Source organism: Streptomyces sp. NPDC059718, from assembly GCF_042733315.1.
In the GTDB taxonomy this organism is placed as follows: domain Bacteria; phylum Actinomycetota; class Actinomycetes; order Streptomycetales; family Streptomycetaceae; genus Actinacidiphila.
The window spans coordinates 43,345-62,821 of record NZ_JBHWGA010000030.1; the positions used below are offsets into that span (position 1 = coordinate 43,345).

A 19,477-nucleotide genomic window follows, 5' to 3' on the forward strand; every position below is an offset into this window, starting at 1 on the left:
GGACGGTCTCCTTCAGATAGGACGACGTGAGGTGGCATGGGCGCCGAGGATCCGGTCGGAGTTCTCCTCGGTCAGGCTGACGATCGCCGAGCGGATGCGTGCGGTGAACTCGTCCACCGACTCCCCGGGAAGGGCCGTGAGCGGTTCGCCGAAGACCACCCCGACCGGCAGGCGGCCCGGTTTCGGCCAATTCGATCCGCGGGGGTGCGCCGCGTACGCCCCGATGACCGCGACGGGGAGCACCGGCACCTCGGCCGACGAGGCGAGCGCCGCCGCCCCGGGCTTGAACGCCCCCAGCGATCCGTCGCGCGAGCGGGTGCCCTCGGGGAAGATCAGGAGCGGCACTCCCCGGTTCAGCAGAGCCCTGGCGCTCACTCTGCGCGCGCTCGCTCCGGTGCGGTCGACCGGGAAGGCGTTGAAGAAGAGAGCCGTGAGACCGCGCCGCCGCCACACGTCGAAGAAGTAGTCTGCGGCGGCGCCCACCGCGAGGTAACGCGCCAATCGGCGGGGCAGCGCACCCATGATGAGTGGCGTGTCGAGGTGGGACGTGTGGTTGGCGACGACCACATAGGCGTCCTCGACCCTTTCCAGGCACTCGCGCCCAAGTACCGTCACGCTGGTCACACTCCACACGACGGGCTTCAGCAGCCCCCGCTGCGCGACGAAACGCGCCGCGGCGTGAGAGCGTGAGGTGAAACGGTCGCGCATCGTCGCGGGCATCCGCTTCCTTCCGGTGCGGGCTCGCCCGCACTGCTTCTTTCAGTGGGTGGGACTGTCGTTGCGGCTGGACGAGATCCGTCGCGAGATCCACCGCACGGTGTGGCGCGGAAGATGACGTGTGAACCAGATGAGCAGCCGGTACCGGAGGCTCGGCAGGGAGATCACCCGTCCGCGCCGCACGTCGCGCAGACTCGTCTCCACGAGTCGATCGGCGTCGAGCCAGAGGAAGTCCGGAATGCTCGATGCCCGGATTCCGGCCCGGGCGTGGAATTCCGTGCGGACCCAGCCGGGACAGAGCGCCGTCACGGTGACGCCCGTTCCGTGCAGTTCGTTCGCCAGGCCCTCGGTGAGCGAGGTCACGAAGGCCTTGACGGCCGAATAGCTCCCCATCGTGACGAATCCGGCCGTGCTCGACACATTGACGATCGCACCGTGTCCGCGTTCGCGCATGGCCCGCCCGGCGGCTCCGGCGAGCACCAGCACCGCGCGTCCCATGACCTCGATCGCCCGGTCGTGCGGCGCGGTGTCGGCCGAGGTGATCGATGCGTGCACGCCAAAACCGGCGTTGTTCACGAGCATGTCCACCGGACGGGCGGGGTCCTCCAGCCGGGCGACGACACGTTCGACGTCGGCGCGACCGGACAGGTCGGCGGGCAGCACCTCGACGGCACGGCCCCGGGATTCCAGCTCGACTGCCATCCGGCCGAGCCGCTCCCTGTCGCGCGCCACCAGGACGAGGTCCCATCCGCGGTCTGCCAGAGCGCGCGCGAACGCCGCTCCGATGCCCGACGTCGCACCGGTGACAAGTGCGACTCCCGTCGGGCTCAGCACGGTTTCCCATGCCATCTGCTCGGCATCCGAACTCCCCGCTCGTAGCTTTCCCATGGGTGGCGAGCGGGTCCGCGCCGTCGGGCACGGCAGCAGCCGATGGCTGACTCCTCGCGCCTGACGCACCCTTCTTTTCCCGGCTCATTACGTACGACCGGGCACGCATCAACCGTGTGACACGAACTTTCCGCACATGCTCATGCGGACTCAGAGGGCCGCAGGATCCCTGCGTCACCGCCCACCGATCATCGACACCGGGCAAGCAGTCATCCGTTACGATCTGATGATTTGCCCTGAATCATCCCTGCGGCCGCACCAGCCGCCTGCAAGCGGAACCACACCACGTGTCACACATACGCATGGTTCCCGGTCGGACGTCATAGCCCCCGACAGCCTTTCGCACGTCCCGGGGCCGCTACAGAGTTGCCCCCTCCTCCGGCCCCAGAAAGCCCGCGCATGAACTCAAACGACGAGGCGACGACCGCGCCGCCCGGGACAGCGGGCTTCGACATGCGTGAGTTCGCCCGCACGGCACACGGCAGCCACCGCGGAAGGCTCGACCTCGGGTCGCTCGCCGAAGAGCCGCTCGACGCCGAATCCGTCCGGCTCGTTCGCGCACTGCGCGACATGGAACGTGCGACGCTGCCCCGCGTGCGCGACCTCCTCGTGACGGCGACGCACAAGGACGCCCGGGTCACCGCGTTCCTCACCACGTGGATGTTCGAGCGATTCTGGATCGCCGACGCCCTCGACGCCGTCCTGGATGCCTCCCCTGCCGGCCGCGGCCTCCCTTCGAGCGCCGGACGGGCACGGTGGGTACTGGCGGAGCGGCGCGAGCGCCGTGGCCCGATCCGTCGCTCCCTCATCGCCAACATCACCGGCACGCAGATCGTCGCCGAACACGTGACGACGAGCCTCGTGGACGAATGGATCACACAAGCGGCCCACCGGCGTCTGGCCGGTGTGTCGCCCGCCATGGCGTCGATCATCGACCCCATCGTGGAGATCAAGCAGCGCCACATCCGCTTCCTCGCCGAGGAAGCGGAACTGCGGCTCGGACGCTCGGTCCGCGCCCAGCGCATCACCCGTCGCGCCCTCCGGCACTCCGCCTGGCCCCTCGGCTCGGTCGATCGCTCCCGGCACGAGCGCACCTTCTTCGAACGCCATGTCTTCGGCGACCAGCGCGGAAGGGCCGAGGCGGGCCGGATCCGCGCGATGCTCGCCGCGCTCCCCGGCATCGGTCCCGGTGTCGCATCCACCGTGGAATCGAGGCTCCTTCCGTGATGCCGCACAGCGCGAAGACCGAACTCGGCAACGCGCACGTCCTGCTCACCGGCGCGACCGGCTTCGTCGGGCAAGCCGTCCTCGAGCGGCTGCTCGCCGATCACCCCGCCACCCACATCTCGCTCCTCGTGCGCGGGAAGGGCACACAGACCGGGCAGGACCGGCTCCGGCGGCTGCTGCGCAAACCCGTGTTCGGGCGCTGGCGGGACGCCGTGGGGGCCGAAGAGGCCGAACGCATCGTCCGTGAGCGGATCACCGTGCTCGACGGCAGTATGACCAGCATTCCCCAGCTGCCTTCCGACCTTGACGTCGTGATCCACTCGGCATCGACCGTCTCGTTCGACCCGCCCATCCACGAGGCGTTCGACACGAACGTCAACGGTGCCGTGAGCCTCTACCAGGCCCTGATCGCCTCCGGATCGGACCCGCACGTCGTCCATGTGTCGACCTGCTACGTCGGGGGACTCCGCCGCGGTGTGGTGCCCGAGGCCAGGCTCGAGCACGACGTCGACTGGCGCGCCGAGTGGCGCTCTGCGACACAGGCCCACGAGCGCACCGAGCTCACCTCACGGGAACCGGCGCGGCTCGAGCGGTTCATGTCCCGCGCCCGCGGCGACCACGGCAAGGAGGGCCCGATCGCGGCGGCCCGCGCGAGCGAGGACGCCCGGCGCGAGTGGGTGCGTTCCCACCTCGTCGACGCCGGCCGGCGGCGCGCCCAGAGCCTGGGGTGGACCGACGTCTACACACTGACGAAGGCACTCGCGGAACGTGCCGCGGAAGACCTGTGGGGCGAGGCCGGACACCGGCTCTCGGTGGTCCGGCCCGCGATCATCGAGAGCGCCCTGGAGCATCCGTTCCCCGGCTGGATCGACGGCTTCAAGGTCGCCGATCCGCTGATCTTCGCCTACGGCCGCGGCCAGCTCCCTGACTTCCCGGGGCTGCCCGACTCGATCCTCGACGTCATCCCCGTCGACTTCGTCGTCAACGCCATCCTCGCCGCGGCGGCCAACCCGACCCCCGTCGACCAGCCGGAGTACTTCCACATCGCCTCGGGCGCGTCGAATCCGCTGCCGTTCCACCGCATGTACGAGAACGTACGCGACTACTACCTGCAGCACCCGCTGCCCAAGGACGACGGTTTCGTCAAGGTGCCGACCTGGAAGTTCGCGGGCGAGCGCAAGTTCAACCGACGCCTTCTGCTGGCGAAGAAGAAGGCCGACCTGTGGGACGCCGGTCTGCGGCTGATGCCGAACGACGAGCGCAAGCGCGCCCTCACGGCCCAGAACGCCAAGCTGCGCGCCGGCATCGCCACCCTGAGCAACTTCACCGACCTCTACCGCGCCTATGTGCAGACCGAGATCATCTTCGACGACCGCAACGCCCGCGCGCTGAACAACGCCCTTCCGGCCGAGGTGCGCGAGGACCGTGGCTTCGATGTGGAGCGGATCGACTGGGAGGAGTACCTGCAGAAGGTGCACCTCCCCTCCCTGAGCGAGCTGACAGCGGCCCACCGTCGCCGGAAGGCCGCGGCCGCCCGGCCGGAGAGCGCCCGCCCGAGACCCGCGCTGCCGGAGCGTACCGACGTGCTCGCCGTCTTCGACCTCGAACGGACCGTCGTCGACTCCAACATCGTCGAGCAGTACCTCTGGGTGCGTACCTCGGGCTTCCGCAAGGCGGCCTGGCCGAAGGAGGTCGCGGACCTGCTCGCCTCGCTGCCCGGCTACCTCCGCGCCGAGAAGCGCGACCGCGGCGAGTTCATCCGTGCGTTCCTGCGCCGCTACCGCGGCCTGCCCGTCGCTCGTCTGGAGGAGGTCGTGCGGCGCGGCTACGCCGACACGATGCTGCGGCACACGAGCGCGGACGCCCTGGCACGCATCCGCGAGCACCGTGCGGCGGGTCACCGCACCGTCCTGGTGACCGGCTCCATCGGCCTGCTCGCCGCTCCGCTCGCCGGCCTGTTCGACGAGGTCGTCGGAAGCTCCATGCACGCGAAGGACGGTGTGCTCACCGGCTACCTCGCGAAGCCGCCGCTCGTCGACGAGGCGAGGGCCGCATGGCTTCTGCGGTACGCCGAGGAGGGCGGCTACGACCTCGCCGCCTCCTACGGCTACGGCGACAGCCACTCCGACCTGGCGTGGCTGTCCCTGCTGGGCAAGCCTTCGGCGATCAACCCCGACGCCGAACTGGCGCGCGAGTCGCACAAGAGGAACTGGGACATCCACCGCTGGAAGAGCGGCGGTTCGGGTGTGCGCGGCGAGGTCATCGCCGCACGGGTGACGATTCCGGCGCGGACCGAAGAGGAGAGTGCCTGATGGCTTTCGACATGGACAAGTACGCGAAGAACTCCACCGCGGTGCAGTGGTCCGACCTCGACTTCGACAAGTTCGAGCGCGACCCGCTCCCCGAGGGGACGCTGCGCACGCTGCGCTACATGTGCGACATCGAGTACCACACGGTCTGCTACATGCGTGATCTGCTGACGACCCCGTCCCACAACGAGCCCGCGGTGGGCACTTTCATGACGATGTGGAACCGCGAGGAGTTCTGGCACGGCGAAGCGCTCGCGGCCGTGCTGGAGCGCCACGGCGTCCGCGTCGACTTCGACGAGCTCAAGGCGACCCGCCTGAAGCTCGGCTGGAAGGACCGCTTGGGGACGGTGAAGCAGACGGCGATGAGCCGCCTCATCGGACATGACTTCGTCGCGGTGCACATGGCGTGGGGCGCGGCGAACGAGTGGTCGGCGCACGCCGCGTACCACCGGCTCGCGGCGCTGGAGAGCCACCCGGTTCTGGTGCCGCTGCTGAAGCGGATCGCGCAGCAGGAGACGAAGCACGTCGCGTTCTACGCCTCGCAGGCCCGTGACCGGCTCGCGGCGAGCAAGAAGGCCCGTGTGGTCGCCAGGTTCGCGCTCGAGAAGGCCTGGGGCCCGGTCGGCTCGGGCGTCATGCCCGAAAGCGAGGTCACACACGTCATGACCCACCTCTTCGCAGGCGCCGAGGGCCGCCGACTCGTCCGCGACGTCGACTCGCACATCGCGAAGCTGCCGGGCTTGGAAGGGCTGCGCATAGTCGAGGACTCCATGGACAAGCGCGGCATCGCCGCCTGAGTCCGCGGACGCCACGCCCCAGGCGGCGCTGCATCAAGAAGGCCCGTCCGGGTTCTGACCTGCGGCCGGTCGCGCCATGGACTGCACGATCTGTATGGGGTTGCCGTCGGGGTCGGCTGTCCAGGCGATCAGCAGCCGATCGAGCCAGGCATGCGGGGGCGCGAGGGCGGGTGCTCCGTCCGCGACGAGAGCGTCGTAGGCCGCGGTCGTATCGTCCGTCCAGAGGATGACGGCCGCGCGCTGGCCGTGGACGAGCGGGTCCAGGCCGTGGTCATCGCGGGTGGAAGCAGCGGAGGCGATGCCGATCTTGTATCCGTCCAGCATGAGGTCGACGTGAATCGGCTCGCCCTCCGTGGGCACGCGGAACGTCTCGGTGAATCCCAGCCGGACGTAGAAGGCAACGGCCCGCGGGAGATCATCACTGAACAGAATCACTTGAGGCGTCCGGAAGGCCGACATGGGGCGACCGTACCGGCGGCGCCCGGCGGACGCATCAGCGGACGTCGGCGATTCCAGGACGCTCCCTGCGGTTCCATGGGCCCGGCCGGACATCAGCCGAGCCCATGGAACCCGACCGGGGGCGCGTCCGGCCCTCGGTCCACGGGCGTCCTACGGTGTGATGCGCAGGGCGTCCACCATCCCCACCGAGGTGCTGCCGTTGACGATGCGGATGGTGTGCGTTCCCCGGGTCAGGCCGCTGCGCTGCCAGACGGTCTGCTGCACCTGCCGCGCGCCGGAGACGCGCAGGTCCACCGTCGCCTGGAGGGCGCCGTCGAGATAGACGTCGACCGGTCCCATGTCGCCGTTGCGTTCGGAGATGTAGGCGACTCCCGTACCGGTGAAGGTGTACTGGGCCACGGCGTTCACCGTCGTGCTGTGGTGGGTGTCGTCGTTGTAGTCGCCGTAGCCTCGCCCGCTGGTCGCGTACCAGTTGCTGTCGTAGGTCAACTGGGTGTTGTTGACCATGGGGTTGGGGGTCTGGGCCATGCCCAGGGTGGAGGTGGTGCCGCTCAGGGCCTTCTCCCCCTGGTTCGCGGATCCGGTGAGGCGTACGGGGGTGTAGGAGGACAGCGGCTTGGCGGTGCGCTCCACCACGTACACCCTTCCGGCGACCGTGGGGAGGTCGAACTCGGCGGCGCTCGTGGTGAGCACGGTCGTGCCGCCGGAGACGTCGCGGACCCTCACCTGCTGGCTCCCCCACGGGTTCACGATGCGCGTGGTGTTGCCGTACAGGCTCTTGATGCCGATGTACTTCACCTCGCCGGCCTCACGCTCCGAACTGACCGTGAATCCGCCCTTGGCCAGCAGGGTGAATCGTCCCGTGAACGAGGAGTCGCTCGGCGCCGCGGGGAAGACCCGGATCTTGTCGTTGTAGGACTGGAGCAGCGACTCGTTGAGGGCGGCCAGGTGCACCCCGAGGTATTCGAAGACGCCGTTGGTGTTGTCGGTCATTCCGTTGGGATAGGTCTGGTACTTGCGGAGCATCGTCTTCATGCCCTGGTACGCCTGGTCGCCCAGCCCCAACCGGGCCGCCTGCACGGCGTCGTTGGCCCAGACGTTGCCGTACGGGAAGGGACGTGCGTTGAAGATGTTCACGGCCTTCTGCTGGTCCGGGTAGCCGATGCCGGTCCGGTCGTAGGGCCAGATGATCTCGGCCGCGACGTTCTCCCCGTTGCGGGTCTGTGCGAGCGGCGGGGTGTGCGGCAGGTAGGCGTCCGCGGTGGAGGGGTAGGCGATCAGGTTGTCCACGATCCGCTGCCACTGCGGCCGCAGGTCGGCGTCCAGACCCAGGGACTGGGACGCGCGGATCGCGAGGGGGAACAGGGTGCGCACCGCCGCGAGGTCGGTGATCGCGTTCGGCACGTTCCAGTACGTCTCGTGCGCGTGCGAACTCGCGACGTAGTACGTGCCGGAGGCGGAGTCGTAGGACAGCTTCGCCGCGTAGAACTTCACCACGTCCCGCATGAAGGGATAGGCGGTGTTCCGCAGGTAGGCGGCGTCGTTGGTGTACGCGTACTGGAGGTACATGTTGTACGCGGCCTCGGTGCCCGTCGACCAGATGTTCTTCGTGAAGTCGCTGTTGACGGTGCCCCGGGCGTTGCCGTCCCAGCCCATGGTCTCCGGCACCCACAGCCCGTCCACGTTGTAGCGGGTCCGGGTGTACGCCTTCAGCGCGGCCGCGTTCCGGCTGTAGAGGCGGTTGAAGCCGGCCAGCAGGTCGACGTGGTTGGAGGCGAGGAAGGAGTTGTAGACGTCGCGCTGGTTCCAGAACCAGTAGGCGTTGCTCCACTTGGTCTGGTCACCGGTGGCCCGGAACACGCCGTTGATGAAGTGGAACGGATTGGTGCCGTATCCACCGGCAGCGATCATGTACGTGCTCAGGTAGTAGACGTTCTCCAGGTAGTCCGCGTCCCCGGACAGCCCCGAGTACTGCACGAACGACTTGCCCCAGAAGTCGTGCCACCAGGACCGGAAGTCGCCGAGCGTCGCGCTGTAGCCGCGGCTCTTGGCCGACGCCAGCGCGCGCTTCGCCTCGGTCACCGAGTCGTGGGAGGGCGCGTTGAGCCGGCTGCTCGCGGTGAACCAGACGGTGTAGCTGCGTGACGGGGTGATCGAGAGCCGGACGGTCCGGCCGTCGACGACCCGTGCGTTGTAGGCCGCTCCCTCCACGGTGGCCGCCAGGGTGTAGCCGAAGTTCTGCGCGTCGGACTGGCCGCGGCTGAGTCCGGCGCCCGTGGAGTCGGCGTACGTCGAGACCGTCTTCCAGGTGTTGAGGTCGGGCACGTCTCCGCTGTTGCCCAGCTGGGAGGTGTCCCACAGGCTCAGGTCGAGGTTGACCGCGGAGACCCCGGAGCGCGAGTCCTCGACGTGCACGCCCATGACCTCGGAATTGGGTACGCCCATCACCGTCACCGTGCGATTGGCGTCGTACGTGGTGGTCAGGGTGCCGTCGTAGAGCGACAGGCGTTGCTGATAGGTGCTGTAGCCGCTCTCGAGCGCCGGGGTCGTGGACAGGTTGAGCAGTCCCGCGCCGAACGCCGTCTGCTGCGAGGTGTCCACACCGGACACCTGCATGGTCAGCCCGTTGCTCTGCCAGGCCATCGCACCCGTACGGCCGTTGCCGACGGTTAACCCGTGCAGCGGGTTGGTGGTGGGCCGGTTGTAGACGAGGTCGTGCTTGGACAGGTAGGCGGCGCGATCCACGTTCAGGGCTCCGGTGGCGGAGTCGAACGCGGCGTCCGTCGGTGCCGCAGCAGCCGGGGCCGAGAGGCCGACGGCGGTCGCGGTCATGATGCAGACGGCTGCGAGCGCGGCTCGCACGAGTCTGCGCAGTCTCATCGATTGCCCTCCCTGCTGGTCATGGGGGCGACGACCGGTGCCGGACAGCGCGGGGCTGGAGTGAGACCGGTCGACGTGGAGCTCCATTGATCGGATGACTTGGCCGGGACTACCTCTTCGGCGCACTCGCTTCCCGTGCCGCATGAGGGCACGGGGAAGCGGCGCGCCGAGCAGGACATGTAATCGAATACCCAAAGCAAGGTGCACGACGGCTGGTCGCCTTCGAAGCGCCTACGGCAAGCGGAGGTACGGCGTACGGGTGCGGCACGACATCGGCATGGCCGCGTCAAATGAAGTGAACATCGGATGTCTTGGTCGGTCAACACTCAGCGCAAAACGTCGGCCGATAAGGCGGGCGGGGCGTCGCCAACGATTCAGGTTTCCGTGAATTCAGGATTCCTTGTACTCTCAACAGGTGCTGACCGTTGCCTCCGACATAGAAGTGCTGGCCCGATTCGGCCGCGCGCTCGCCGACCCGATCCGCTGCCGCATCCTGCTCGCGCTCCGCCTGGCCCCCGCCTACCCGGCCGCCCTCGCCGATGCCCTGAGCGTCTCCCGCACCCGGTTGTCGAACCACCTGGCGTGCCTGCGCGACTGCGGCCTGGTCGTCACCGTGCCGGACGGGCGCCGCATCCGCTACGAGCTCGCCGACGAACGCCTCGGCCACGCGCTCGATGATCTGCGCACCGCCGTGGTCGCCGTCGAGACCGACCGCACCTGCGCGGACGCCGACGCCAAGGGGTGCTGCTGACCATGACCATCCCGACATCCCTCACGCCCGGCCCCAGCCCGGCCCGCCGGGACGCGCTCACCCGCCGGATACGGCTGCTGGTCACCGCGACCATCACCTACAACGTCATCGAGGCGATCGTCGCCCTCACCGCCGGCACCCTGGCCTCCTCCACCGCCCTGGTCGGCTTCGGCCTGGACTCGATCATCGAGGTGTCCTCCGCCGCCGCGGTCGCCTGGCAGTTCTCCGCCCGCGACCACGCCGCACGTGAGGCACGCGAGAAGACCACCCTGCGGATCATCGCCGTCTCCTTCTTCGCGCTCGCCGCATACGTCACCATCGACGCCGTCCGCGCCCTGACCGGCACCGGCGAAGCCGAACGCTCCATCCCCGGCATCGTCATCGCCGCCCTGTCCCTGGCCGTCATGCCGTTCCTGTCCGCCGCCCAACGTCGCGCCGGTCGCGAACTCGGCTCCGCCTCGGCGGTCGCCGACTCCAAGCAGACCCTGTTGTGCACCTACCTGTCCGCGGTGCTCCTGGCCGGCCTGGTCCTCAACGCCACCCTCGGCTGGTCCTGGGCCGACCCGATCGCCGCCCTCGTCATCGCCGCCATCGCCGTCAAGGAAGGCCGCGACGCCTGGCAGGGCAAGGGATGCTGCCCGCCCACCGCCGCCGGGGCTCTCCGGCCGGGCGCAGTCGAGCCGGACGCGTGCGGCTGCCGCCCCGGCTGCGACTGCTGCAACTGACTTCCCCCGCAGCGTGTGCCGGGTTGAGCACGCAACCCCTTCGTCCCTTGTAACCGGTACTCAGGTACAGGTTGCGCTCGGCTCGTCGAACGTGTCGTGGGCGGACAGCGGGACCGCGCTCTCGACGGCCTCGCGCAGGCGGGTGCACGGCCTCACGGTTCTCCCCGGAAGCAGTGAGCGTCGGATAGGGCCCCAGATGATGAAATCGCCGTCAGATCGCCTGCTTTCACGGCCGGTTGTCACACATCGGCGGGCCGTCCGGTCTCAGCTGGCGCAGGCTGCATGACAGGGCAGTCCGCGCCAGCACGGTGATCGGTCGTGCTGCGCGCCATCGGCCCGGCACGGAGCGGGCCCGGCGCATCGAAGCGCCCGTCCCAGCGGTGGAGGCGGGCGCTTTGCGCGCTGCAGGGCTCAAGCGAAGGCGAGGGCGGTGGCGGGCCGATTCCGCTACGCGGCCTCTGCTAGCCGTTGGACGACACTGAGACGTCTCCTTGATCACTGGTGATCTCGACGTACACCGTCTCAGGGTTGGTGTCTCCGTAGACACGGCAGTCGAACTTGGTGCCTTCCTTGACCACGACGGACAGAGGGCAGGCCACGTAATCCCCCGAGTTGTCCTTCTTCAGGCCGCCGACTTCACCCGCCAGCCGCTTCTCCAGCGCTGTCTGATCCAGCACGCGCGGTGGTTCGACGGAGATGGGGCTCGAGGTCACCATGCCCAGCACATCGCCCTCGGCACGGACGACCTGCTCGCCACCGCCCACCACATCCGCACTGCGGGCGGCCGCCTCCAGGCCGTGCCCGCGAACTACTACGACGACCTCACGGCCCGCTTCGGCCTCTCCCCCGACGAACTGGCGACCCACCGCGAACTGGGCATCCTCTACGACCGCGACGCAAACGGCACCTTCCTGCACTGCTACACCGAAACGGTGGGACGCGTCTTCTTCGAGATCGTCCAACGCGACGCCTACCGCGGCTACGGCGCTCCCAACGCCCCCATGCGCCTCGCCGCGCAACACGCGGGCCGCCATCTGCCCGCGAGCTGACTCCGACGACTGCGCACTGCCTGCACATGGGGGAGAGTACGAATCTCTGTGGGTGGCCTGGTGCCAGACCCGTGAGGAGACGAAGGCTGTCGGACGCCGGCAGGCGACACGGCTGTGATCAGCTGGTTCCCACCGGAGCGCCTTCAGCCCGGCCGGTGGCCCAGACGAGGCGACCCAGGCGACGGCAAGCGGTGCACATGGCCGTCGGGGGCGAGCAGCTGCGTGAGATCTTCGAGGTCGCCGGTGACAGCCGCGGTCTGGAAGGCGGCGACGAGGCGACGGTGTGAGTCGGTGGGGACCGGCCGCTCGCGGTCACTCCGCAGGCGGGCCTGCGCGCGGTGGACCAGTTGCCGTGCGTTCGGGGCGTTGGTCCGGAGCACCCCCGCAAGCTCGGCGTAGGTGTAGTCGAAGCCCTTGCGCAGCACGTAGGCGGCCAGTGCGTCCGGCGTCAGCTTCGCCATGAGCAGGGCCAAGGCCTCCTTGATCGCCGCGGCTTGCTCGGCACGCAGCAGGGGATCCTGGGCGGCCCGGTCGACGCGGTCGACCAACTGCCACTCGGTCGGGGTTTCATGGCGGTGTCGTGCGGACTGGATGACGTTGATCGCCAGACGGGTCGTGGCCGCGGTCAGGAACGCGGCCGGATTCTCGATCTTCGTGCGCTGGGTGCGCTGCCAGCGCAGCCATATCTCCTGGACCACGTCTTCGGCTCCTGAGACGTCGCCGAGAACGTGGTAGGCAAGACGAAACAGTCGCGTCCGCTGGGCCAGGTAAATGTCGAGTGCGACGTCCAGGTCGTCCAGGTCGTCCGGGGCCGACCGGGCGACCGGGGGTTCGGTCGGCGTGGTCGTCTCCAGGCTGGGCGCGGACATTGAGGACTCCTCTTCGTGGACAGCGCCCATCGAGGGCGATGCCTCCACCCTCGGTTCGCAGGCCCGCTCACCGCGCCCTGGAAGTCCGTGGTCGAGTCCGTGGGGATCCCGGGGGTCCCGCACCGGATCTCAGCCGGATCGCACCGTGCCCGCGCCCTTGGTGTCCGTGGCCGGGGCCTTCGTGAAGGCGCCTGGCAGCGCACGGCGTGAGCTGATCCCGAGCTTCGTGTACACCTTCCGCAGGTGCCACTCCACGGTGTGCGGGCTGATGAACAGCTCCGCACCGATCTTCGGGTTCGTCATGCCGGCGGCGGCGAGGGTCGCGATCTGCGACTCCTGCGGGGTCAGGGCGCTCTCCGGCTGGGATTCCCTCACCCGGACGTGCTCGCCGGTGGCGAGCAGCTCGCGGCGGGCTCGCTCGGCGAACGCCTTCGCCCCCATTCCGTCGAACATCTGGTGGGCCGTGCGAAGGTGCTCCCGGGCCAGCGAACGGCGACGGTTCCGGCGCAGCCACTCGCCGTACAGCAGGTGGGTGCGTGCCACCTCCACGGCCACGACCACGCGGTCGCGGCCGAGTTCCTCTATCGCGGTCCGGTACAGGCCGTCGGCCTCGTCGCCGTCGGTGAGGAGAGCTTGGCTGCGCGCGGTGACGCCACGGGCCCAGCCGGAATCGGCGGCGCGGGTGAGGTCGACCAGCCGGGCGAGCGAGGCCCGGGCCTGGCCGAGCTCGCCGCACCGGGTGGCGGCCTCGACGTGTTCGACCAGCGACAGGCCGGTGAAGTTGAACCCGTCGTGCTCGATGCCCGAACGAGCGGCCACCAGGGCCTGGTCGTAGCGTGCCAGGCCGTTGAACAGCACGCCTTGGATGTAGCCCGTGACGCCCAGGAGCGACACCTCGCCACGTTGCGTGGCGCTCTCCTTGGCCTCTTCGATGAAGGGGGCGGCAACGTCCTCGTCGCCCCGCCACGCGGCCAGGACAAGCGTCGCGTACTTGTGCGGGGCGTGGCCGGTCGCGGCGGCGATCGCGTCGGCTTCGTCGATCATCCGCTCCGCCTCGGCGAATTCGCCGGTGTGGATGTGCACCCCGCCGGCGTAGATCAGTGCCGGGGGCAGCGCGCCGAGCGCTCCGATGTCGCGAGCCAGGCGCACCGCGCGAGTCGACAGCGTGTCCCACGCACCCAGGTCCCAGGCGTAGTGGATGAACGCCTCCAGCGCGACCGGGGCCAGGAGGAGCCAACGCATTGTCGCCTCCCGGGTGCTGACGTCCTCGTGGGCGAGAGGCTCCAGCGCGCGGCGCAGTGCCCGGCCACCGGCCTGGTGGTCGTCTGCGAGGAAGGTGGCCACACCGTCCAGGAGCAGGTCGGCGGCGTTGGAGCCCGAAGGGGGCGCCCCGGACCCGCGGGCCGCGATCGCCGCAGCCTGGGCACCTGCCGGACCGTGGACCCTGCCTGCGAAGATGGTCGCGCTGATCGCCTCGAGGTAGGTCTCCCCCGCGAGAGGCGATCCGGCAGCGGTGAACTGCGCGGCGGCGTCGAGGAGCAGCGGTGCCGCTTCGTCGCTGCGGCTGCGGGCGAAGAGGATCCTGGCGCGCAGGCGCGCCAAGCGGGCGCGGTCCAAGGGGCTGAGGGGACTCAATTCGGCCAGCGTCGCCTGCTCCGTGGCGCGGTCAGGGGAAGCGGCCGAGAAGTGCGCCTCGGCGGCCGCGAGAGCGCGCCGTCCCCGGGACCAAGGGTCCGGCGTCACCTCGGCCGCGCGCTCGAGCAGCACCGCCTCGGCCGCCATGCCGCCGCGCTGCCGCGCTCGGCCGGCTGCCTGCTCCAGGCCTGCGGCGACCTCCTCGTCCGGCCCGTCGACGGCCTGCGCGGCATGCCAGGCGCGCCGGTCGGGATCCAGGACCGGGTCCGTGGCCGCGGCCAGCGCCCGGTGCACCGCGCGGCGTTCTTCGGGGTCGGCCTGGTGGTAGACCGCCGAACGGACCAGCGGGTGCCGAAACCGGACGGACTCACCGAACTCGATCAGGCCGGCCGCCTTGGCCGGTGCGGCATCGGGAGTGATCTTCAAAGAGGCGGCTGCGCGGACCAGCAGGCGCGCGTCACCGACCGGTTCCGCCGCGGCGATCAGCAGCAGCGTCCGGGTCTGCGCCGGCAGCGAACCGAGCCGGCTGGCGAAGTCCCGTTCGATCCGGCTCGACACCGCACCTGGGACACTTGGGGAACTCGAGTCCAGCCCGTAGGCCAGATCGGCGGCGCTACGGCCGCGGGAGAACTCGAGCAGCGCGAGTGGGTTGCCGTGCATCTCGGCCACGAACCGGTCCCGGACCCGCTTCTCCAGCCGCCCACCGACGGCGGCCTCGAGGAGCTCTCCCGCCGCGGCGGCGTCGAGACCGCCGATCCGCATCTCGGGCAGACCGACCAGTGCGGCCCGCCCCTCGGGGTCGCGTACGGCGAACGCCATCGCGACCGCCTCGGCGAGAAGGCGCCGGGCCACGAACTCCAGTGTCTGCAGGGAGACCTGGTCCAGCCACTGGGCGTCGTCGACCACGACGAGCACGGGTCGGGTCTCCGAGGCCCGGGTGAAGAGAGTCAGCACGGCGAGGCCGACCAGGAAGCGGTCGGGCGGGTCCCCGGCCGCCATCCCGAATGCGACGCGGAGGGCATCGCGCTGGGGTCCCGGCAACGCTTCGACCTCGGTCAGGAACGGCGCACACAGCTGGTGCAGGCTGGCGTAGGGCAGTTCCATGTCGGCTTCGATGCCCCGCGCCCGGGTCACCGTGACCCGTGACGCCTGGGTGGCCGCGTACTCCAGGAGCACTGACTTTCCGATGCCCGCTTCGCCACGGATCACCCATACGCGGGACTCACCTTTGCGCAGTCCGACCAGCAGGTCGTCGATTGCCGCACACTCGCGATGCCTGCCAACCAGGACGGGAAGCGGGCTGGCGGTCATGCGGTGCGGCTCCTAGAGGTTCCTGGGACGGCTCCCACGACGGTTGCCGGGACGACCGTCGAAACCATACCTGGGGCGACCGCCACTTTCACACTTCGTGTCACACTATTGTGAAGAGTGGGATGGTGTGCCGAACGCGTAGGCCTGGAGCGGGCCACGCCTGAGGCCGGTGATCCGGGTCCCTTAGCGCGAAATGCGGTCGTGCGGATACGTCCAGAAACCGCATGCGGCGCCGGTGTACGCCTTCGGACGGCACAGGATCCGGCGGACCTGACGACGGTGGGACCGCTCCGCCTCGGCGATACGCCGCATCACCATCACGGCGTCGTCATGCCCGGCTGGGGATCCCCAAGCGTGTGACTTACTCCACAGTGAAAAATTTCCCGGGGCTGTCACGGACGGCGCCGCTGTCGGGTCAGGCACTGCCTATCGTCCGTCCGCTGTCCCAGGAGGTTCCATGTCATCGCCCGGACACCAACTCGCGACGTCCGTTCTCGTGGTGGGGACCGGTGGGTCAGGCCTTCGAGCGGCCATCGAAGTCGCCGAGGCCGGTGTCGCGGTCATCGCGGTGGGCAAGCGCGCGGCCGACGATGCCCACACCGTCCTGGCATCCGGTGGTGTCAACGCGGCGCTGGCCACCGCCGATCCCGCCGGCACGTGGGAGCAGCATGCGGCTGACACGTTGCGGGAGAGCCACTCGCTGGCCGACCCACGCACCGTGCTGGTCGTGACCCGCCACGCCGCGCGGGGAGTCCACGACTTGGAGCGCTACGGCATGCGTTTCGACCGCCATGGCGACGGCCGGATAGCTCAGCACCACTTCGGCGCCCCCGCGTACCGACGCACCGCACTCGCCGGCCACTCCCCCGGCGCGGAGCTGCAGCGAGTGCTCCGCGAACGCGCGAACCGGCTCGCCATTCCCATCCTGTCGAACCTGTACGTCACCCGACTGCTGGTCGACGACGGGACGGTGTTCGGTGCCTATGGATTCGACCTCGTCGACGGCTCGCGCTACGTCGTGCATGCCGACGCCGTGATCCTTGCGACCGGAGGGTACACGCGCATCTGGCGGCGTGCGTCGTCGCGTCGCGACGAGAACACCGGCGACTCCTTGCGCCTGGCCGTCGAGGCCGGTGCCCGGCTGCGTGACGCCGAACTGGTGCAGTTCCACCCCTCCGGGCTGGTCAATCCGGAGAACGCGGCCGGCACGCTCGTCAGCGATGCTGCGCGCGGCGAGGGCGGGGTCCTGCTCAACAACCTCGGTGAGCGGTTCATGGCGCGCTATGACCCCGAGCGGATGGAGCTCTCCAGCAGGGACCGGGTCGCGCTGGCGTCCTACACCGAGATCAAGGAGGGCCGCGGAACCCAGGCCGGCGGTGTGTGGCTCGACCTGTCCCACCTGCCGCGCGAGACGGTCCTGACGCGGCTGCCGCGGGTGCACCGGACCCTGCTGGACCTGCAGATGGACGTCACCCGGGATCCGATCGAGGTCGCACCGACCGCTCACTACTCGATGGGCGGTGTCTGGGTTCGGCCTGAGGACCACAGCACCGACGTCAACGGGCTCTTCGTGATCGGGGAGGCCGCCAGTGGTCTGCACGGCGCTAACCGGTTGGAGGGAAACCCGCTGATCGAACTACTCGTCTACGGCCGGATCGCCGGCCGGGCCGCGGCAGAGTACTCGGCCGAGCTCGCCGGCCAGCACCGGTCGCTGGGAGCGATTCGTGCCGCGGAGGCAGAGGTGAACCGGCTTCTGGCCGCGGACGGCGACCAGAACGTCCGCGGGCTGCAACGGTCGGTGCGGCACCTGATGACCAAGCACGCCGGCGTCGTACGGGACGAGGCCGGACTCGCCGCCGGACTCGCCGGACTCGACGAGATCGAGACGCGAATGGCGGACGTGGGTGTGCACGTCGACATCAGCGGCTTCCAGGACCTCGCGTTCGCCTTCAACCTCCGGTCCACCGTTCTCGCCGCTCGCGCGACACTGGAGTGCGCTTTGGAGCGGAGGGAGACACGGGGCTGCCACAACCGGTCCGATTACCCCGACCTCGACCCGGACCTGACGGTCAACCTGGTGTGGTCGCCGGAGACCGGGGTGCGCCGCGAAACCGTACCGCCCATCCCCACCGACATCGCGGAGTTGATGCAGGACGTGTCAGCCGACGGCAAGGCGCTCGACTAGGGGTCTGAGCCCGGCGGGTTCCGCTCCCCGGACCGCGTCACCGCGCCGACCGACCGGTTGTTCTCCGCCGTTGGCCGCCCGAATCTGCGGCATCTGGGCAGCGGCGGCCTCATTTGCTAGCTTCGAGCCATGGTCGCCCAGGCTGAGAACTTCGCGTCGCGTCGCTATGTCGACCTGCGACGCCAGGGCACGGCCACCTGTCGCCGCAGCTGAGGCGGCCGGAGCGAATCCGGCCCGCCGAGACGCAGACGGCGCAGTGTCGGACCAGTTCCCGAGGAAGTTCCCCATGCCTCGCTCAGCGGTACCCATTCCCCAGGTCGCTCTTCCCTCTCCCCCGGCCCCCGCGGTGGCCGGCCGGGCCTCGGACGGCGCCAGGCGCAGGAGAAGCGCCAGTGTCGTCCTGCGGTCCGTGCTGGAGCACGGGCCGGTCGCGCGGAGCACCATCGCGGCCCTGACCGGCCTGTCCCCGGCCTCGGTGACCGATCATTGCGCCCAGTTGGGGGCTCTCGGTCTGATCCGGGAGGCTGCCGTGCCCCGGCGGTCGAAGGGGGTCGGGCGCCCGCACATACCCGTCGATCTGGACGCCTCCCGGTTCGTGGTCGGCGGGGTGCACGTGGCGGTGCCCTACACCACCGTCGCGCTTCTGGACCTGCGCGGGCGGGTGCTCGCCGAGCGGCGGCTGAGTCACGGCGACGGCATTGAGCCGGGCCGGGTCCTGGCGAACGCCGCGGACGGGCTCGGTGCGCTGCTGAAGGAGGCCGGCGACCGTACCCCGCTGGGCGTCGGCGTGGCGGCCGGGGGCTGGGTGGACCGGGAGTGCGGGACCATCGTGGAGCACGGGCTGCTGGGGTGGCGTGACGTGGCCGTCCGGGAGGCGATCGGCGTGCGCACCGGCCTGCCGGTCCATGTGGACGGGCACGCACGGGCGTTGGTCAACGGGGAACGGCTGTTCGGGCAGGTGCGGGGCGCCCGGAGCCTGCTGCACCTGTTCGTGGGCAATGTGGTGGACGCGGCCTTCGCCACCGGCCACGAGGTGCACCACGGCCCCCGCTCGCAGGCCGGGGCGATCGCCCATCTGCCGGTGGAGGGCGGCACGGAGCCGTGCGGCTGCGGCCGTACCGGGTGCCTTCAGGTCGAGTTGAGCGAGCGGACGCTGTGCCGCCGGGCGCGCGAGCGGGGTGTCATCCGCACCGCGAATCCGATGCACGTGGTGGACGCCGCGGCCGACGGCGACCAGGCGGCCGTACGGCTGCTGATGGAGCGCGCCCGGATGGTCGGTCGGGCGGCCCGGCTGCTGCTCGACGTGCTCAATCCGGACACGGTCGTGGTCACCGAGGTCGGGGTGATGTACCGGGAGGACTGCCTCGGTGCGCTGCGTGAGGCGGTGGGGCCGGAGAGGGGGGCGGTGGTCGTGCCGACCAGTTTCCCGGACTCGGTGCTGGCCGTGGCGGGCGGTTCGGTGGCTCTCGACGTGCTCTACCGCGATCCGCTGGGCGCGTCACCGGGGCGGACTTAATTCAGAAACTCCGAATGTTGACAGGGGTCGCGCGTGGCCAGGAGCATCCTGTGCATGAGCAGCGCGCAGGACTTTTCCCCGGTGTTGGGGGGGGGGGGGGGGCCCGGCCGCCCGCGGGGGTGGCACACCGGGGGGGGGGCCCCGCCCGCGCGCCGCGCC

The 19,477-nt window shown here is 70.0% G+C and carries 14 protein-coding genes and 1 pseudogene; 8 read left to right on the forward strand and 7 right to left on the reverse strand.

The features are described from left to right. Nucleotides 1–12 precede the first annotated feature (12 nt). The gene (locus ACFV3E_RS29750) at nt 13–615 is read right to left on the reverse strand and encodes a lysophospholipid acyltransferase family protein (RefSeq protein WP_500537462.1); all 603 of its coding nucleotides are present in this window, start codon (nt 613–615) and stop codon (nt 13–15) included. Nucleotides 616–759: 144 nt separating this feature from the next. After that, the gene (locus ACFV3E_RS29755; protein ID WP_500537463.1) at nt 760–1,674 is read right to left on the reverse strand and encodes an SDR family NAD(P)-dependent oxidoreductase; all 915 of its coding nucleotides are present in this window, start codon (nt 1,672–1,674) and stop codon (nt 760–762) included. Between the two features lie 330 nt (nt 1,675–2,004). On the opposite strand from ACFV3E_RS29755, the gene ACFV3E_RS29760 reads away from it, so the two are divergent. The 3 genes from ACFV3E_RS29760 to ACFV3E_RS29770 are packed head-to-tail and all read left to right on the forward strand — an operon-like array spanning nt 2,005 to nt 5,938. Further along, nucleotides 2,005–2,832: a hypothetical protein gene (locus tag ACFV3E_RS29760; protein WP_500537464.1), complete on the forward strand. Its 828-nt coding sequence runs from the start codon at nt 2,005–2,007 to the stop codon at nt 2,830–2,832. Beyond that, the gene (locus ACFV3E_RS29765; RefSeq protein ID WP_500537531.1) at nt 2,832–5,144 is read left to right on the forward strand and encodes an SDR family oxidoreductase; all 2,313 of its coding nucleotides are present in this window, start codon (nt 2,832–2,834) and stop codon (nt 5,142–5,144) included. The genes ACFV3E_RS29760 and ACFV3E_RS29765 overlap by 1 nt, the downstream gene beginning before the upstream one ends. Beyond that, nucleotides 5,144–5,938: a ferritin-like domain-containing protein gene (locus tag ACFV3E_RS29770; protein ID WP_500537465.1), complete on the forward strand. Its 795-nt coding sequence runs from the start codon at nt 5,144–5,146 to the stop codon at nt 5,936–5,938. The genes ACFV3E_RS29765 and ACFV3E_RS29770 overlap by 1 nt, the downstream gene beginning before the upstream one ends. A 33-nt stretch (nt 5,939–5,971) precedes the next feature. On the opposite strand, the gene ACFV3E_RS29775 is transcribed toward ACFV3E_RS29770, so the two are convergent. Next, nucleotides 5,972–6,397: a VOC family protein gene (locus tag ACFV3E_RS29775; RefSeq protein WP_500537466.1), complete on the reverse strand. Its 426-nt coding sequence runs from the start codon at nt 6,395–6,397 to the stop codon at nt 5,972–5,974. 150 nt (nt 6,398–6,547) lie between these two features. Further along, nucleotides 6,548–9,277 (reverse strand): glycosyl hydrolase family 95 catalytic domain-containing protein, encoded by a 2,730-nt coding sequence (locus ACFV3E_RS29780; RefSeq protein ID WP_500537467.1) that lies wholly within the window; start codon nt 9,275–9,277, stop codon nt 6,548–6,550. Nucleotides 9,278–9,692: 415 nt separating this feature from the next. Here ACFV3E_RS29780 and ACFV3E_RS29785 point away from each other — a divergent pair, with 415 nt between their 5' ends. Further along, nucleotides 9,693–10,028: an ArsR/SmtB family transcription factor gene (locus tag ACFV3E_RS29785; protein ID WP_500537468.1), complete on the forward strand. Its 336-nt coding sequence runs from the start codon at nt 9,693–9,695 to the stop codon at nt 10,026–10,028. A gap of 2 nt (nt 10,029–10,030) precedes the next feature. Beyond that, nucleotides 10,031–10,753: a cation efflux transmembrane domain-containing protein gene (locus ACFV3E_RS29790; protein ID WP_500537469.1), complete on the forward strand. Its 723-nt coding sequence runs from the start codon at nt 10,031–10,033 to the stop codon at nt 10,751–10,753. 461 nt (nt 10,754–11,214) lie between these two features. On the opposite strand, the gene ACFV3E_RS29795 is transcribed toward ACFV3E_RS29790, so the two are convergent. Continuing rightward, a complete protein-coding gene (locus tag ACFV3E_RS29795) occupies nt 11,215–11,469 on the reverse strand; it encodes a DUF4333 domain-containing protein (RefSeq protein ID WP_500537532.1) in 255 nt (84 codons plus the stop codon). On the opposite strand from ACFV3E_RS29795, the pseudogene ACFV3E_RS29800 reads away from it, so the two are divergent. Continuing rightward, nucleotides 11,467–11,802: pseudogene (locus ACFV3E_RS29800) on the forward strand (sugar phosphate isomerase/epimerase and 4-hydroxyphenylpyruvate domain-containing protein); the annotation flags it as partial. The gene ACFV3E_RS29795 and the pseudogene ACFV3E_RS29800 sit on opposite strands and share 3 nt — an antisense overlap. Before the next feature lie 143 nt (nt 11,803–11,945). On the opposite strand, the gene ACFV3E_RS29805 reads toward ACFV3E_RS29800, so the two are convergent. Together ACFV3E_RS29805 and ACFV3E_RS29810 are read right to left on the reverse strand one after the other, a co-directional pair. Next, nucleotides 11,946–12,671 carry a sigma factor gene (locus ACFV3E_RS29805; protein WP_500537470.1) on the reverse strand — a complete coding sequence of 242 codons (726 nt, stop codon included), beginning with the start codon at nt 12,669–12,671 and terminating at the stop codon, nt 11,946–11,948. A 129-nt stretch (nt 12,672–12,800) separates the two neighbouring features. After that, nucleotides 12,801–15,617: a helix-turn-helix transcriptional regulator gene (locus tag ACFV3E_RS29810; protein ID WP_500537471.1), complete on the reverse strand. Its 2,817-nt coding sequence runs from the start codon at nt 15,615–15,617 to the stop codon at nt 12,801–12,803. A 457-nt stretch (nt 15,618–16,074) separates the two neighbouring features. Here ACFV3E_RS29810 and ACFV3E_RS29815 point away from each other — a divergent pair, with 457 nt between their 5' ends. Together ACFV3E_RS29815 and ACFV3E_RS29820 are read left to right on the forward strand one after the other, a co-directional pair. After that, complete coding sequence (locus ACFV3E_RS29815) at nt 16,075–17,802, forward strand: FAD-binding protein (RefSeq protein WP_500537472.1); 1,728 nt, start codon at nt 16,075–16,077, stop codon at nt 17,800–17,802. A gap of 286 nt (nt 17,803–18,088) precedes the next feature. After that, on the forward strand, nt 18,089–19,318 hold the full coding sequence (locus ACFV3E_RS29820; RefSeq protein ID WP_500537473.1) for an ROK family protein: 1,230 nt from the start codon (nt 18,089–18,091) through the stop codon (nt 19,316–19,318). Nucleotides 19,319–19,477 lie beyond the last annotated feature (159 nt).